This window comes from Pseudomonas sp. P4795 (assembly GCF_048822895.1).
Taxonomy (GTDB): domain Bacteria; phylum Pseudomonadota; class Gammaproteobacteria; order Pseudomonadales; family Pseudomonadaceae; genus Aquipseudomonas.
This window is the reverse complement of sequence record NZ_JBMFBT010000021.1, coordinates 1-15,265: the sequence shown is the minus strand read 5'-3', so window position 1 is coordinate 15,265 and position 15,265 is coordinate 1. Positions and strand designations below refer to the sequence as shown.

12 protein-coding genes and 1 pseudogene are annotated in these 15,265 nt (G+C 58.3%); 4 read left to right on the top strand and 9 right to left on the bottom strand.

Annotated elements, in window-relative coordinates; all coding sequences use genetic code 11:
- Nucleotides 1-121 precede the first annotated feature (121 nt).
- Nucleotides 122-817, top strand: coding sequence for an aquaporin Z (gene aqpZ / locus ACOI8A_RS28085; RefSeq protein ID WP_420647867.1), 696 nt, complete (start codon nt 122-124; stop codon nt 815-817).
- Between the two features lie 15 nt (nt 818-832).
- On the opposite strand, the gene ACOI8A_RS28080 is transcribed toward aqpZ, so the two are convergent.
- On the bottom strand, nt 833-1,957 hold the full coding sequence (locus ACOI8A_RS28080; RefSeq protein ID WP_420647866.1) for a GNAT family N-acetyltransferase: 1,125 nt from the start codon (nt 1,955-1,957) through the stop codon (nt 833-835).
- 280 nt (nt 1,958-2,237) lie between these two features.
- On the opposite strand from ACOI8A_RS28080, the gene ACOI8A_RS28075 reads away from it, so the two are divergent.
- The gene (locus ACOI8A_RS28075; RefSeq protein WP_420647865.1) at nt 2,238-3,560 is read left to right on the top strand and encodes a putative porin; all 1,323 of its coding nucleotides are present in this window, start codon (nt 2,238-2,240) and stop codon (nt 3,558-3,560) included.
- Between the two features lie 90 nt (nt 3,561-3,650).
- On the opposite strand, the gene ACOI8A_RS28070 is transcribed toward ACOI8A_RS28075, so the two are convergent.
- The 5 genes from ACOI8A_RS28070 to aceK all read right to left on the bottom strand — a co-directional run bounded on the left by ACOI8A_RS28070 (nt 3,651) and on the right by aceK (nt 11,911).
- The gene (locus ACOI8A_RS28070; protein WP_420647864.1) at nt 3,651-3,890 is read right to left on the bottom strand and encodes a zf-HC2 domain-containing protein; all 240 of its coding nucleotides are present in this window, start codon (nt 3,888-3,890) and stop codon (nt 3,651-3,653) included.
- Nucleotides 3,884-4,498, bottom strand: coding sequence for an RNA polymerase sigma factor (locus ACOI8A_RS28065; RefSeq protein WP_420647863.1), 615 nt, complete (start codon nt 4,496-4,498; stop codon nt 3,884-3,886). Before ACOI8A_RS28065 ends, ACOI8A_RS28070 begins: the two co-directional genes overlap by 7 nt.
- Before the next feature lie 70 nt (nt 4,499-4,568).
- Nucleotides 4,569-5,690 (bottom strand): beta-ketoacyl-ACP synthase III, encoded by a 1,122-nt coding sequence (locus tag ACOI8A_RS28060; protein ID WP_420647862.1) that lies wholly within the window; start codon nt 5,688-5,690, stop codon nt 4,569-4,571.
- A 318-nt stretch (nt 5,691-6,008) separates the two neighbouring features.
- Nucleotides 6,009-9,920 carry an ATP-dependent RNA helicase HrpA gene (gene hrpA / locus ACOI8A_RS28055; RefSeq protein WP_420647861.1) on the bottom strand — a complete coding sequence of 1,304 codons (3,912 nt, stop codon included), beginning with the start codon at nt 9,918-9,920 and terminating at the stop codon, nt 6,009-6,011.
- Between the two features lie 269 nt (nt 9,921-10,189).
- The gene (aceK, locus tag ACOI8A_RS28050) at nt 10,190-11,911 is read right to left on the bottom strand and encodes a bifunctional isocitrate dehydrogenase kinase/phosphatase (protein ID WP_420647860.1); all 1,722 of its coding nucleotides are present in this window, start codon (nt 11,909-11,911) and stop codon (nt 10,190-10,192) included.
- A gap of 226 nt (nt 11,912-12,137) precedes the next feature.
- Between aceK and ACOI8A_RS28045 the strand changes: the two genes are divergently transcribed.
- Nucleotides 12,138-13,046: a DMT family transporter gene (locus ACOI8A_RS28045; RefSeq protein WP_420647859.1), complete on the top strand. Its 909-nt coding sequence runs from the start codon at nt 12,138-12,140 to the stop codon at nt 13,044-13,046.
- Nucleotides 13,047-13,104: 58 nt separating this feature from the next.
- Here ACOI8A_RS28045 and ACOI8A_RS28040 read toward each other — a convergent pair.
- From ACOI8A_RS28040 to ACOI8A_RS28030, 3 genes and pseudogenes are all read right to left on the bottom strand, one after another.
- Nucleotides 13,105-13,464: pseudogene (locus ACOI8A_RS28040) on the bottom strand (EamA family transporter); the annotation flags it as partial.
- Nucleotides 13,465-13,543: 79 nt separating this feature from the next.
- Nucleotides 13,544-13,900, bottom strand: coding sequence for a helix-turn-helix domain-containing protein (locus tag ACOI8A_RS28035; protein ID WP_420647858.1), 357 nt, complete (start codon nt 13,898-13,900; stop codon nt 13,544-13,546).
- Nucleotides 13,901-14,010: 110 nt separating this feature from the next.
- Complete coding sequence (locus ACOI8A_RS28030) at nt 14,011-14,451, bottom strand: hypothetical protein (protein ID WP_420647857.1); 441 nt, start codon at nt 14,449-14,451, stop codon at nt 14,011-14,013.
- 91 nt (nt 14,452-14,542) lie between these two features.
- Between ACOI8A_RS28030 and ACOI8A_RS28025 the strand changes: the two genes are divergently transcribed.
- A complete protein-coding gene (locus ACOI8A_RS28025; protein ID WP_420647856.1) occupies nt 14,543-14,797 on the top strand; it encodes a helix-turn-helix domain-containing protein in 255 nt (84 codons plus the stop codon).
- Nucleotides 14,798-15,265: the final 468 nt, after the last annotated feature.

Sequence of the window (15,265 nt, the reverse complement as noted above, 5' to 3'; positions counted from 1 at the left end):
TGCTGGAAATCCGCACAAAGCCTGCTGTACTCAGCCAAGGCTCCGGAATGGAACCTGTAGTAAGTCTGCAGGATGCACAACGCAATACAGTCTCGATAGCACGGCTATCAAGGACTCTCTCATGTCACTGTTCAAGCGTTCAGTCACTGAGTTGTTGGGTACGTTCTGGCTGGTGTTGGGTGGTTGCGGCAGCGCGGTGATTGCCGCGTCTTCACCGTTGGGTATCGGCGTGCTGGGAGTGGCGCTGGCGTTTGGTCTGACGGTGCTGACCATGGCGTTCGCCATCGGTCACATCAGCGGTTGTCATCTCAATCCGGCGGTATCGGTGGGTCTGTTTGTCGGCGGTCGATTCCCGGCCAAAGAGCTGCCCGCGTATATCATCGCTCAGGTGATCGGCGGGATTCTCGCAGCGGCGTTGCTCTACTACATCGCCAGCGGCAAGGAAGGTTTTGATCTCGGCGCAGGGCTGGCCTCCAACGGTTATGGTGAGCATTCGCCGGGCAAATACTCGATGGCGGCCGGCTTTGTCACGGAGTTGGTGATGACCGCGATGTTCGTGGTGATCATCCTCGGCGCCACCGATAAACGCGCTCCAGCGGGACTGGCACCGATTGCCATCGGCTTGGCGCTGACCCTGATTCACCTGATCTCGATCCCGGTCACCAACACCTCAGTCAACCCGGCGCGCAGCACCGGGCCGGCGCTGATCGTCGGCGGCTGGGCAATCGCGCAGTTGTGGATGTTCTGGGTTGCGCCGCTGCTGGGTGCGGTGATTGGCGGGGTGACTTATCGCTGGCTGGGCAACGAGGACCGTTGAAGATATTGGCGAGGATCACGCTTGCCGATAAGGCAGCGCGCTCCTCGCTTCTTCCGCGTAAGCGAGAACTCCGGCACGCTCCTGCTGCAGGAAATCCTTGACCGCCGCTTTCAGACCCGGATGACGCAGGTAATGCCATGAGTGGGTGATCACCGGTTCAAAGCCGCGAATCAGCTTGTGCTCACCCTGCGCGCCAGCATCGAAACGCTGAAAACCCTGGGCAATTGCGTAGTCCATGCCCTGATAGAAACAGGTTTCGAAATGCAGTCGATCGTACTCGGCGAGACAGCCCCAGTAGCGCCCATAAAAACTGTCGCCACCGACCAGACTGAAGGCCATGGCCACCGGCCGTGAACCGTGTTTGGCCAGCACGACACGGATCGATTCGGGCATGCGCTCCGCCAACAGGCTGAAGAACTCCCGCGTCAGATACGGCGTTTGCCGACGCACCGCGTAAGTATTGGCGTAGCAAGCGTAGACAAAATCCCACTGCGCCTCGTCCAGCTCACGGCCCTCCAGCCATTCGAACTCGAAGCCCTGCCCCGCCACTTGCCCACGCTCCTTGCGCATCTGCTTGCGCTTGCGCGAACTGAGCACGTCGAGGAAATCCTGAAAGTCGCGATAGCCACGATTCTGCCAGTGGTACTGACAGCCGATGCGTTGCAGCCAGCCCGGTTGCTCGGCCATCGCGGCGTCGGTGAACGCGTCGGTAAAGTTGATGTGCGCGCTGGAAAGTTCTTCGATTTCCAGATAACCCGGCAGGCTCTTGAGCAGCTCAAATCCGTCCTCGACATTCGCCGCCAACAAGCGCGGCCCACTGACCGGGCTGAACGGTACAGCGGTTAACAGCTTGGGGTAGTAATCGATGCCGGCACGCGCGCAGGCGTCGGCCCAAGCGTGATCAAACACGTATTCACCGTAGGAATGCCACTTGCGATAACTCGGTAACGCGGCGAGCAAACGCCCGTCTTCGACGTGCAGCAAATGCTCCGGTTGCCAGCCTGAATGTGGACCGACACTGCCACTGTCCTCGAGTGATGAGAGGAATGCATGGCGCAGAAACGGCTGGTTTTCCGGTACTAGAGCATCCCATGCAGCCGATGCGATTTCCGACAGTTTGTGCAGACGTTGCAGCGGCATTTTCCACTCCGGTTCCTGGCATGACAGCTCGCCGAGTATCGCTGATTGCCCACGCAAAGCACACGAGCAATCGCAGGACAGCGCTCTAGCCCGATAGTTCTCGCCAAATTCGCATCGTCATCATCCTGCCATCATCGTGCCACTGCTCTGTCATAAACCATCGCGATACTGGCGCCTGTTTTTAGAGCGCCGGGTTCTAGCCGGCCACTGTTTTCCGACCGTTAAACCGTCGGTTGTGCCCAGGATGGTTCAGCCATCCCTCTTATCTTCGGAGATTGCTATGCGTCTTGCTTCCACGAAAACTGCGGCGGCCCTGTGCGGTGGCCTGTTGCTGGCCATGAGCGTTCCGGCCAGTGCCGCAGTCGACGCCAAACTGCTCGACATGCTCAAGGCTAACGGTTCGATTTCCCAGGCGCAGTACGTTGAACTGCAAACCGAACTGGCCAGGGATCAGAAGGCCCAGCAAATCGCGCAGCAGGCGCAGCAAGAGACTAACGAGCAGATCGCGGCGACCGCGAAGAAAACCAACGAGCTCAGCTCCTTCGACCAGAAACTGGCGTGGGCTGCCAAGACCCAGTTCAAGGGCGACGTGCGTATCCGCCAGGAAACCATCAAGATCGATGGCGAGCCGAACAATGGCGGCCGCGACAAGGATCGTCAGCGCATCCGTGCCCGTCTCGGTGCCTACACTGAAATCAACCCGCAAGTCGATACCGGCATTCGTATCGCCACTGGCGGCGGCGATGATGCACGCTCGACCAACCAGGATCAGGACAACTACTTCGACAAGAAGCAGATCTGGCTCGATCTGGGCTACATCGACTACCACCCTGACGCAATCAAAAACCTGCACGTGATCGGCGGCAAGATGTTGCAACCGTGGGTCAGCATGGGTGACGTGATCTGGGATGGCGACATCAACCCGGAAGGTCTGGCGGTCACCTACAAGTATCCGTTGGGCAACAGCGCCGAACTGTTCGGTAGCCTGGGCAACTACAACCTCAAGGACAACGTTGACGGCGACGGCGTGCAGTTCCGCCACGACCTGCGCTTGACCTCTGGCCAGTTGGGCAGCCGCCTGGCTATCACCGACAACCTGAAACTGACCGTGGGCGGCAGCGTCTACGCCTACCAGAACGACGAAGACAGCCGTTGCACCGGCACGTCGACGCCATGTGCACTGTCGGTCAACGGCAACTCGGCGAACAACGAATTCCGTCTGTACGAAGGTTTCAGCCAGCTCGACATCGGCGGTCTGCCAATGCCGCTGTCGTTCTACGGCCAATACGTGAAGAACAACGACGCTGTGACCGATCAGGACACTGCATGGTTGCTGGGTGCCAAGTCGAAAGTCTTCGGCTTCAACCTCGACTACAACTATCGTGACGTGCAGCGCAATGCTGTGGTCGGTGCGTTCACCGATTCGGACTTCGCCAACGGCACCACCGGTTCACGCGGTCACAAGCTCAAGGTCGGCTACGACATCGACAAGAACTTCGCCGTTGGCGCCACGTACTTCCTGACCAAGGCCGACTTTGCAAGCCGTACCCAACGTGATGCAGATGCCAACACCCTGCAGCTGGATGCGGAAGCCAAGTTCTAAGAAAGCGCATCATTAGCATGGCGTGGGCGGAACGATCCCCATCATCCGTTCGTTTCACCCGCGCCGGGCTATTGCACCTGTGGCGAGGGCTCAGGAGTTGTCTTCTCGGCGTAGCGCTGCCAGCCGTTCGGCCAGTGCATCCACATCCTCTTCCAGCGGTTTTTCCGGCATTGCCTTCACCGTCGCCTGCATCACGCGCATCTGGCGCATGAAACGTCGGCAGTTGGGGCAGAACATCAGGTGATGGCGCACCATCAGCTTTTCGCGAAAGCTCAGTTGGTCGTCGAGATAATCGCTGGAGCGGGCCACTTGCTCCTTGCAGGTCAACATTCTCCCGTCTCCTCAAAATGTTCCACGGTGGCGAAGACCTTCAAACGTGCACGATGCAGCAGCACACGGACATTGGAGAGCGATATCTCCAGAAGATTACAGATCTCCTCCAGCTCCAGCCCCTGCCGTTCACGCAGCAGCAATACACTGCTTTGCAACTCCGAAAGACTGAGCAGCGTGTGCTCGAGGCATTCGCGCAACTCGCCTTCGGTGAGCAAGGCTTCCGGAGTGTCCTGGTGCCAGGCGAATGGCGCGACCAGCCAGTGGCCGTCGCCGGGTGAAAAGCGGTCGTCATCGATGGTGCCATGGGGCGAGGGCAAATCGTCGAGCAACACTTCGCGACGGTTGAGCTTGTAACGGCTCTTGGCCGAGTTGGCAGTGATGGTCAGCAGCCAGGTCTTGAGACTGGAGCGACCTTCGAAACTGCCGATGTGTCGAACCACCGATAGCCAGGCGTCCTGCACCACTTCCTCGACATGCCGCTGGCCGACAATCGCATAAGCCACCGCGCGCATAGGGCTTTGGTAGGTGCGGACCAGTTCCTTGAAGGCTTGTTGTTCGCCCGCGAGCAGGCGTTCGAGCAATTTTCCGTCATCCGCTACGGGCATTCAGACCTCGAATCAATTCAGGCGCAAATACGATGTGGCGAGCGAGCTCGCCACAAAGGAACCGCGTCAATCAGCGCTTGCGCAGAATCACGCTACCAATCGAGTAACCCGCACCAAACGAACTCAGCACCGCCAGCGAACCGGAGGCCAGATCATCCTGATACTTGTGGAACGCAATCACCGAACCGGCGGAGCTGGTGTTGGCGTAAGTGTCGAGGATCACCGGCGCTTCTTCTTCGGTGGCCTCGCGACCGAGCAGCTTGCGCACGATCAGGTGGTTCATGCTCAGGTTGGCCTGATGTAGCCAGAAGCGTTTCACGTCGCCGACATTCAGCTGGTTCTCTTGCAAATGCTCAGCGATCAGCTCGGCAACCATCGGGCAGACATCCTTGAACACCTTGCGGCCTTCCTGCACGAACAACTTGTCGCGGGCGCCGACGCCCTCTTCCGCCGCGCGGTTGAGGAAGCCGAAGTTATTGCGGATGTTGTTGGAGAACTTGGTCAGCAGTTTGGTGCTGACTACGTCGAACTGGTGCTGGGAAGTCGCCAGGTCAGCGCGTTCGAGGATCACCGCAGTCGCAGCGTCACCGAAGATGAAGTGGCTGTCGCGGTCACGGAAGTTCAGGTGACCGGTGCAGACTTCCGGGTTGACCATCAGGATCGCCCGGGCCTGGCCGAGCTGGATGCTGTTGGCCGCTTGCTGGATGCCGAAGGTCGCCGAGGAGCAGGCGACGTTCATGTCAAAACCGTAGCCCTGAATGCCCAGTGCTTCCTGGACTTCGATGGCGATGGCCGGGTAGGCACGTTGCAGGTTCGAGCAGGCGACGATTACGCCGTCGATGTCGGCGGCAGTCTTGCCGGCGCGCTGCAAGGCTTGCTCGGCAGCGCCGATGGCCATCTGGCAGAGCACCGACCATTCGTCGTTGGAACGCTCTGGCAAACGTGGCGCCATGCGCGCCGGGTCAAGAATGCCTTCCTTGTCCATGACAAAGCGGCTCTTGATGCCGGAAGCCTTTTCGATGAACGGGGCGCTGGATTCGGTCAGGGCCTGAACTTCGCCGCTGGCGATAGCGTCAGCGTTGTCGGCGTTGAACTGCGCGACGTAGGTATTGAAAGACTGCACCAGCTCTTCATTGGAGATGCTGTTGGCCGGGGTGTACAGGCCGGTGCCGCTGATGACGACATTATGCATGGTCGTTTCTCTGATCTGTTCAGGCAGAAAGCGCTGGCACCGACGTACCAACACATAAAGGGTCTATTTCCATCCGGGGGACGCAAACCTGGTATCGCTTTATTCCACTACGCGACCGGGCCAAAGGCTCTGGGTCGCGAAACCGGTGTTTATGGGGGCGAAGTTTGCCATAAACCTCGGCTTTTGGCCCCATCTCCAGCAAACGTTATCCCTGTAGGAGCTGCCGAAGGCTGCGATCTTTTGATCTTGGTTGTTTAAAAGCAAAATCAAAAGATCGCAGCCTGCGGCAGCTCCTACAGGATTATTGCCAGACGCAAATCAGGGTTCGACCTGACTCCATTGTTTGTTCAGGCGCTTGTCGGAGATCGGTACTTTTGTCCCCAACTGCTGGGCAAACAGCGAAACCCGGTATTCCTCCAGCCACCAGCGATAAAGCTCAAGCTGCGGATCGCGTTTGCCTTCCTGCGCATGTTTCGCCGCGCGAGTCTGGTATTGCGCCCATAGGCCAGCCAGTTCGCCACTCCAGACCCGATCCTTCTGCACCTGCGCGCCAAGCTTTTCGAAACGCTGCTCGACCGCTTTCAGGTAACGCGGCAGTTCCTTGAGCCATTGCATCGGCGTTTCCCGGACGAACCCCGGATACACCAGATTGCTCAGCTGTTGCTTGATGTCGTTCAGCGCCACAGCCTGCGCGAGGTCGATCTTGCCCTTGAAGCGTTTTTGCAGACCGTGCCAGATCTTCAGGATCTCAAGGGTCAGGCGCGCCACGCGCTCGGCGTGCTCGGTCCAGCCACCGCGCTTGCGCTCGGCGAGTGCTGCGAGACCAGCGCCGTCACGCGGCAACGGGTCTTCGCCCTCAAGAATGCAGTTATCGACACTGGCCAGCAGAATGTCTTCGACCAGTGCGTCGACCCGCCCGAGTTCGCGATACATCAGGCCCAGCTCGGTCATGCCTGGCAACTTGCCGCGCAGGAACTTGGCCGGCTCGGCCAGTTGCTGCATCAGCAGGCGCTGCAAGGCGCGGCGATGCTGGAACTCGGCTTCGGCCGGCGTCGAGAAACGCCCTTCCTTGACCGTGCCGCCCTCTTCCACCAGCGCCGGATACACCGTCATCGACAGCCCGGCGATCTTCTGCTGCGTCTTTTCCGCCACCGGGGCGAAGACCTTGGCCTCCACCGGCAACTGACTTTTCGCACTCTGCGGCACGGCCAACGCAGCCTGGCTGGCTTCAGCGAAGCGTGCAGTCAGCTCGGCCAGATCGCGTCCTTCGCCAAGGAACTTGCCTTGGCCGTCGACGATTTCCAGGTTCATCCGCAGATGCCCTTCGACCTGCTGCTCGGCCTCGGCCCAGGCTTCATCGCTGACCCGCGCGCCGGTCATGCGCAGCAATTCGCGGCCCAGCGCTTGCGGCAACGAGCCTTCGGCGAAGGTCATGCGTTGCAACGCAGCTTTGATGAAGTCCGGCACCGGCACGAAATTTTTGCGCAATGCTTTCGGTAAATTGCGCACGAGGGCGATGCACTTGGCCTCGATCATCCCCGGCACCAGCCATTCCAGGCGTTCCGGCGGCAGCATCGGCAACAGCGGCGCCGGCACCCGCAGGGTCACGCCATCGCGCGGATGATTGGGCTCGAAGTGATAACTCAGGGCCAGTTCCAGATCGCCGATGTGCAGCGTGTCCGGGTAATGCTGGGCGGTGACTTCGCTGGCCTCGCGGGCCAGCACGTCTTCTTCGCGCATGATCAACAGTTGCGGATCTTTCTGACTGTGCACCCGATACCAACTGTCGAAGGTCGCGGTCTGGTGAATCTCCGCCGGCAAGCGCGCGTCGTAGAAAGCGAACAGCGTTTCTTCGTCGGCGAGAATGTCGCGACGCCGAGCCTTGGCTTCCAGTTCATCAAGCTGTTCGAGCAATTGTTTGTTGGCACTCAGGCACCTGGCGCGGGACTGAATCTCGCCGCGCACCAAGCCTTCGCGAATAAACATTTCACGCGACACCACCGGATCGACCGGCCCGTAATGCACCGGCCGACGACCGACCACAATCAGCCCGAACAGGGTGATTTGCTCGAACGCCACGACCTGACCGCGCTTCTTCTCCCAGTGCGGTTCGAAGTGGTTTTTCTTGATCAGATGCCCGGCCAGTGGCTCGATCCAGTCGGCGTCTATTTTCGCCACCATGCGCGCGTAAAGCTTGGTGGTTTCCACCAGTTCGGCAGCCATCACCCACTGCGGGCGCTTCTTGCCGATGCCCGAGGACGGGTGAATCCAAAACCGCCGCTGACGCGCGCCGAGGTAATCGCCGTCCTCGGTTTTCTGGCCGATCTGGCTGAGCAAACCGACCAGCACCGCTTTGTGCAGTTTCGGGTAATCCGCCGGCTCTTTATTGACCGTTAATTGCAGGTCGCGGCAGATCAGACTCAACTGACGATGCGAATCGCGCCACTCGCGCAGGCGCAAGTAGTTGAGGAAATTCTTGCGGCACCAGTTGCGCAGCGGGCTGGCGGTCAACGCCTGACGCTGTTCTTCAAAACCGCGCCACAGATTGACCAGCCCGGCGAAGTCCGAGTCGATGTCCTTCCATTGCGCGTGAGCCTGATCGGCGGCTTGCTGACGCTCCGGCGGACGCTCGCGCGGGTCCTGAATCGACATTGCGCTGGCAACGATCAACACTTCCTGCAAGCTGCCGAGCTTGGCCGCTTCGAGCAGCATGCGGCCCATGCGCGGGTCTACCGGCAGGCGCGCCAACTGGCGACCCAGCGGCGTCAGCTGACTGTTGCGATCCACCGCCGAGAGTTCTTGCAGCAAGTTGAAACCGTCGCTGATCGCCTTGCCGTCCGGCGGCTCGATAAACGGGAAATCGGTGATCTCGCCGAGCCGCAGATGGAGCATCTGCAAGATCACGGCGGCGAGGTTGGTCCGCAGGATTTCCGGATCGGTAAATTCCGGACGCCCGATAAAATCTTCTTCACTGTAGAGGCGGATGCAAATGCCCGGCTCAACCCGGCCGCAGCGCCCTTTACGCTGGTTGGCACTGGCCTGGGAAACCGCCTCGATCGGCAAGCGCTGCACCTTGGCGCGATAGCTGTAACGGCTGATGCGCGCGGTGCCGCTGTCGATCACGTAACGGATGCCCGGCACGGTCAGCGAAGTCTCGGCAACGTTGGTCGCCAACACTACGCGACGGCCTGGATGCGACTGGAAAATCCGCTGCTGCTCGGCCGGCGACAAGCGCGCGTACAGCGGCAGGATTTCGGTGTGCTTGAGCTGGGCCTTGCGCAGCATGTCGGCGGCGTCGCGAATCTCGCGCTCGCCGGGCAGGAACACCAGCACATCGCCGGGACTGCGGCGTTCGCTGCGTTCGTAAGAAGCGATTTCGTCGAGGGTGGCGAGAATCGCCTGATCCACCGTCAGGTCGTCTTCGACACAGTTGCCCTCTTCGTCCTGCTCCAGGGTCAGCGGGCGATACCAAGTGTCCACCGGAAACGTGCGGCCCGAGACTTCGACAATCGGCGCATCGTCGAAATGCTTGGAGAAACGCTCCAGATCGATAGTCGCCGAAGTGATGATGACCTTCAGATCCGGGCGGCGCGGCAGCAGGGTTTTCAGGTAGCCGAGCAGGAAGTCGATGTTCAGACTGCGTTCGTGGGCTTCATCGACGATGATCGTGTCGTAGCGTTCGAGATGCCGGTCATTCTGGGTTTCCGCCAGCAGGATGCCGTCGGTCATCAGTTTGATCAGGGTGCTGGAATCGCTCTGATCCTCGAAGCGCACTTGATAACCGACCAACGCGCCAAGCGGCGTGCCGAGTTCTTCGGCAACCCGGCTGGCGACGCTGCGCGCAGCGATCCGCCGTGGCTGAGTGTGGCCGATCATGCCGTGCTGGCCGCGACCGATTTCCAGACAGATTTTCGGCAACTGGGTGGTTTTACCCGAGCCGGTTTCGCCGGCGATGATCAGCACTTGATGCTGTTCCAGCGCCTTCTTGATTTCGTCACGCTTGGCCGCAATCGGCAGGCTGTCGTCGTAACGGATCACCGGCAGGCTGGCCTTGCGCGCCAGTACCTGATCACAGGACGCCTGCATACGCGCCACCCACTGGGCCAGTTTGGCCTCGTCGGGTTTCTTGCGCAGCTCAAGCAACTGCCGCCTCAGCCGGTGACGGTCGGCGAGCATGGCGTGATCGAGATTTTTCAGCAGTTTGTCGATGGAGGGCGATTCTTCGGTCATCGGGTAGGCAATTCGGTCGTCTAAAGGCGCAGGTTGCGGATTGTCGCAGATTTGTTCGATGTTTGGCGTGTCAGGGGAATTGCCTGCCCTCACCCTAGCCCTCTCCCAGGGGTAGAGGGGACCGACGGAGTCGACTTTACGAACTCCGCCGACCTGAACGAGTGTCTTCGAATCCATAATCGCCAAGATTTTTCAGGTCGATGTTTGACGCCAGACACCTCGGTCGGCTCCCTCTCCCTGGGGAGAGGGCTGGGGTGAGGGGGAAGCCGTTACTCGTTATCCAGGCCTTTGCGCCGGTAGGGGAAAACGTCGATGACTTTCCCCGCCCGAATCGCCTCCTGCAAGCTCTTCCAGTAATCGGCGTTGTACAACTCGCCATGCAACTGATCGAACAATTTACGCTGCCCCGAATCAGCGAACAGAAACGGTGGAAACTCCTCGGGAAATACATCCAGCGGCCCGATCGAGTACCACGGCTCCGAAGCCATTTCGTCCTCTGGCGTACGCGGTGCCGGGATATGCCGGAAGTTCGCCTCAGTCAGAAAGCAGATTTCGTCATAGTCGTAAAACACCACCCGCCCATGCCGGGTCACGCCAAAGTTCTTCAACAGCATGTCGCCAGGAAAGATATTCGCCGCCGCCAGTTGCTTGATCGCCAAGCCGTAATCTTCCAGAGCCTCACGCACTTGCGCGTCGTTGGCGTTTTCCAGATACAGGTTCAGCGGCGTCATGCGGCGCTCGGTCCAGCAGTGGCGGATCAGCACCGTTTCGTCTTCCACCGACACCGTCGACGCTGCGACTTCAAGCAATTCCGCGAGGCACGCAGGTTCGAATTTGCTCAGCGGGAAACGGAAGTCTGCAAACTCCTGGGTATCGGCCATACGCCCGACGCGATCGACACTTTTCACCAGTCGGTACTTCTCGATCACCGTGGCGCGGTCAACGTTTTTTGACGGTGAGAAGCGATCCTTGATGATCTTGAACACGGTGTTGAAGCCCGGCAGGGTAAACACGCTCATCACCATGCCGCGCACACCCGGCGCCATGATGAACTGATCATCGGTGCTGGCCAGGTGATTGATCAACGCGCGGTAAAACTCCGACTTGCCATGCTTGTAGAAACCAATCGAGGTGTACAGCTCGGCAATGTGCTTGCCCGGCAGAATGCGCCGCAGGAAGCCGATGAATTCCGCCGGCACCGGCACGTCGACCATGAAGTACGAGCGGGTGAACGAGAAGATGATCGACACGTCGGCTTCGTCGGTGATCAGCGCATCGATCTGAATCCCGCGCCCCTCGCGGTGCAGCAGCGGAATCACCAGCGGCCACTGCTCGTCGCGGGTGTAGATGCGCCCGACCAGGTACGCGCCTTTGTTGCGATATAGAACCGAGGAAAACAGCTCGACGCTCAGCTCCGGGTCCTTGCACACCCAGTCCGGCAGGTTCTCGCGCAGTTGCGCTTCGAGACGCTGCAAGTCGCGCGGCAGATCGGCGTAGGCCTCGTTGAAACGGTAATCGTCAAAAATGCTCGCGAGCATGTCCGACAACTGGCCTTGCGGCTTGTAGGTGCGGGTTTGCGCGGCACGCGCGCGGCGCAGGCTCGGGCGGGTGGTGTGGATGAACATGCAGCCGTCGCTGATCAGGTCGTGACTGAACAGCCCGCAGAAAATCGAGTTGTACCAGGTCTCGGACAGCTCATCGTCGAAGCGCAGGTCGATGATGCTGATGTAGGCGCTTTTTACCAGCGGCCAACAGGTGACGTCGTTCAGCGTGTCCGGCGCGAAATGCTCGCGCAGGCGACCGATGGTTTCGCCGACCTTTTCTTCGTACAGATTGATTCGCGCCGCCGACGCGGTTTGCGCCTCCTGCCAGCGCGCATTCTCGAACCGCTCCCGCGCGCCATCGGTAATCCGGCGGAAATGCTCACGGTAATCGTCGAAGCCATCGAGGATCAGACGGGCGATGTCGGTGGCTGGCCATTGCTGCGGCATAGATAAGACCTCTGCGGGAATTGAAACCTGCGCTCGAATGCCTGAGCTTAGCCATGGATGTGCGTGCAGGTGAAGCGCGATTTGTGCCAGATGCGCGACCGTATGGCCCGTAACGGCGAATTTGTTCGATGCGACCACCGGCGGAGAAAATTAAATGCCCGATTAGCGGTTGCCATCGTTTGAGTGCTCGGCAACACTCTCGTCCCGATCATGGAAGGAGTGGCCCGTGAGCCCCGTTGATATTTTCCGCATGTTGTCGCTGGCCGCCATCTGGGGCGCCAGCTTCCTGTTCATGCGCATCATCGCCCCGGTGGTCGGCACCATTCCTACCGGATTTTTTCGCGTCTCGATTGCGGCGGTCGGGTTGCTGGTGATCCTCGGGCTGATGCGCATCAGCTGGGATTTCAAAGGCAAGCTCAAGACCTTGATGCTGCTGGGCGTGATCAACTCCGGCGTTCCAGCGACCTTGTATTCGGTCGCCGCACAAGTGCTGCCGGCCGGCTACTCGGCGATTTTCAACGCCACCACACCGCTGATGGGCGTGTTGATTGGCGGATTGTTCTTCAGCGAAAAACTCACGGTGGCCAAGCTTGGCGGGGTCTTCCTCGGTCTGATGGGTGTCGGCGTACTGACGCGGGCCGGGCCGGTCGCATTCGACCTGCAATTGCTCATGGGCGCCCTCGCCTGCCTGCTCGCGACCACCTGCTATGGCTTCGCCGGTTTCCTCGCGCGGCGCTGGCTGGATCAGGCCGGTGGCGTCGACAGTCGTCTTTCGGCGGTGGGCAGCATGCTCGGTGCAACCTTGTTCCTGCTGCCGTTGTTCGGCTACAGCGTCATCACCCAGCCACCGGTCAGCTGGGGTGGCTGGAATGTCTGGTTGTCGCTGCTGGGCCTGGGCCTGGGATGTACCGCGTTTGCCTACATCATTTACTTCCGCCTGCTCAGCTCGATCGGGCCGGTGAAATCGATGACCGTGACCTTCATGATCCCGCCGTTCGGCGTGTTGTGGGGCGCGCTGTTTCTCGATGAGCCGCTGTCGATGGCGCATGTGTATGGCGGAGTGTTGATTGCGATTGCGTTGTGGCTGGTGTTGAAGCCTGGGGCGGTGAAGCCGGTCGAAGTCGCGGCGCGCTGATTTGCAGTTGCAAAAAAGGCCCGGAAGTTTTCTTCCGGGCCTTTTTCATGGGCGTTGATTAAGTGGTTTTACGAAACACGAAGGCCAGACCGACGATGATCAACAGCATGCCCAGCACGCTCAACGCGGCCAGGCGATTACCGAAAATCAAATAGTCCATCACTGCTGTCACCGCCGGCACCAGATAAAACAGGCTGGTGACATTCACCAGATTGCCCCGGGCGATCAATCGATACAGCAGCAGCGTCGCCAACACCGATACCACCAGCCCCATCCACAACACCGGCACGATAAAACCGGCGCTGTGCTCGAAGTGGAACGGCTGGAATGGCACGAAGATCCCACACAGTAATAGCCCGGCCAGATACTGCACCGGCAGCGTGCCGAGGGGATTGTCAGTGATGCGTTTCTGCATGATCTAATGTAGTCAAGCGCTTTTTTTAAAAAAATGAACAAAGTGAGTGACAGTGGAGGCTGAATCGGACCGACGCGTTCAGTTACCAATCGCGATTTTTCGAGATAGGAACGTCGACATCCTTCTTATCAGATGCTTTGCGACTACCCGTAGCACGCTGACGTTTCCGGCCTTCCATTAAGACAATTTGCAACGGGCTAGGGCGCACTTCTTCCAGCAATGAACTCAATCGCTCAAGCTCCTTCACAACTCGAAGAATAGCTATCAAATTTACCACCGTCCCCTTTCCATGATTAAGCAATAGGTTAAGAGTCTGACGACTTACACCAGACCCTTTTGCTACATCTTCCAAGCTCATATTTTTTTTCAGGCGTATTGCTTGGATATACGCTCCCACCTCTTTTGCAATCGCTTGATCTGTGTACCTTGCAAATTTCATAGTGTGTTAATCCCCGCACGTTACATGGCAAAATATGACTTTGCGTCAGCCATTCGTTACGTTATTTTCTGACACATAAAAGGAGAATGTAGCTTCAACTTTTTTAACACTCAAATCGAGTACAGCGAATATGATTCCATACCGCATGTATCAAAGGACAAACTGTCGATATAAGTCCCTTTATCCGTCTCGTAGCGATACCCAAAGTCTCGAGTATCGTGATCTATTAAGAAACTGGCAGATATAAGCTTTTCAATTACCCAGGGAGACGCTTTCGTGACTCGTTCTGGCAATGCGATAAACACTTGATCAATACCCACTTTTTGGCTGAATGAGTAGGAGCGCGTAATATTTTGAAGCTCTTGAGCATCGGCTACAATCGAAAGCCGCCGACTGATATTTGACTCGTCGCCATGCCAATAGAAAATTAAAAAGATCGGATCGCCTCTGTCGTACTCAACACGTCGGACAGTACGTTCTGCATCATAAAATTCCTCGCTGTCGCCGAGAACGTCCCAAAGCATGCCGAATTGATCCACTACGTTGAACATTGGTTCTCTCGTATTTCTGTAAGGTCAGGTCAAAATTCACATTATACTGTGAAGACTGTAACGGCAAGGTGGACCACAGTTCCTCCCCTCAATGGAGGGGTTTGTGAACGTCGCTACAGCTTTTGGATTAGTCTTACGAAATGTGAGAAAGCGAGCAAACCTCACGCAGGAGCAACTAGCTCTTCAGTGTGGTTATCAGCGGAATTACATCAGCTTGATGGAACGCGGACATAACCAGCCCACATTAGAAACACTCCTGTCCCTAGCTAGCGCGTTACATTGCGATCCTGCTGATTTGGTGGTGGAAACGGTCCGTGTGTTGGAATCTGGTTCCGTTAGCGTGTAGAGCTTTGCCGATCAAGCTAATCCTGCCGTGAAAATCGCTAAGATCTTATCGTTTCCACAGTCGCTGATCGCCTAAAGCCAATGGATGATGATCGCAAGCCGCATCAGAAACATTTAGCTATGAATGACGCAGGCTACCCGCCAACAACCCACACGGCTCGGCATCTGGACCAACGGTAAGAGCTATGTCCAAAAATCGGCTAGCTTTTGCAGACCGGCTATCAAGAATGAATCGCCCCCGTCTTGATAGACACCAATGAGTGGCTGCTTCTTGCCCAGGGCGTGTAAAAACGCGGAGCGAAAATTGAAGTGCGCGCGTCTACGTTGAATCTGAAATTTATCGGCACCTCAGCAGACGTTGATTTCGCGTAGCAACGCGATTTCCAGTCCAGTTTTAGCTGCATACCGCGCTCGAAAACGTTTCTACACAACCTCTGCCGGTAGCGGTCAGTCGCGACCGACTGCTATC

What these genes read in the sequence shown, in the direction of transcription:
- aqpZ (WP_420647867.1), top strand. Translation starts at nt 122, where the DNA reads ATGTCACTGTTCAAGCGTTCAGTCACTGAGTTGTTGGGTACGTTCTGG.
- ACOI8A_RS28080 (WP_420647866.1), bottom strand. Translation starts at nt 1,957, where the DNA reads ATGCCGCTGCAACGTCTGCACAAACTGTCGGAAATCGCATCGGCTGCA.
- ACOI8A_RS28075 (WP_420647865.1), top strand. Translation starts at nt 2,238, where the DNA reads ATGCGTCTTGCTTCCACGAAAACTGCGGCGGCCCTGTGCGGTGGCCTG.
- ACOI8A_RS28070 (WP_420647864.1), bottom strand. Translation starts at nt 3,890, where the DNA reads ATGTTGACCTGCAAGGAGCAAGTGGCCCGCTCCAGCGATTATCTCGAC.
- ACOI8A_RS28065 (WP_420647863.1), bottom strand. Translation starts at nt 4,498, where the DNA reads ATGCCCGTAGCGGATGACGGAAAATTGCTCGAACGCCTGCTCGCGGGC.
- ACOI8A_RS28060 (WP_420647862.1), bottom strand. Translation starts at nt 5,690, where the DNA reads ATGCATAATGTCGTCATCAGCGGCACCGGCCTGTACACCCCGGCCAAC.
- hrpA (WP_420647861.1), bottom strand. Translation starts at nt 9,920, where the DNA reads ATGACCGAAGAATCGCCCTCCATCGACAAACTGCTGAAAAATCTCGAT.
- aceK (WP_420647860.1), bottom strand. Translation starts at nt 11,911, where the DNA reads ATGCCGCAGCAATGGCCAGCCACCGACATCGCCCGTCTGATCCTCGAT.
- ACOI8A_RS28035 (WP_420647858.1), bottom strand. Translation starts at nt 13,900, where the DNA reads ATGAAATTTGCAAGGTACACAGATCAAGCGATTGCAAAAGAGGTGGGA.
- ACOI8A_RS28030 (WP_420647857.1), bottom strand. Translation starts at nt 14,451, where the DNA reads ATGTTCAACGTAGTGGATCAATTCGGCATGCTTTGGGACGTTCTCGGC.
- ACOI8A_RS28025 (WP_420647856.1), top strand. Translation starts at nt 14,543, where the DNA reads ATGGAGGGGTTTGTGAACGTCGCTACAGCTTTTGGATTAGTCTTACGA.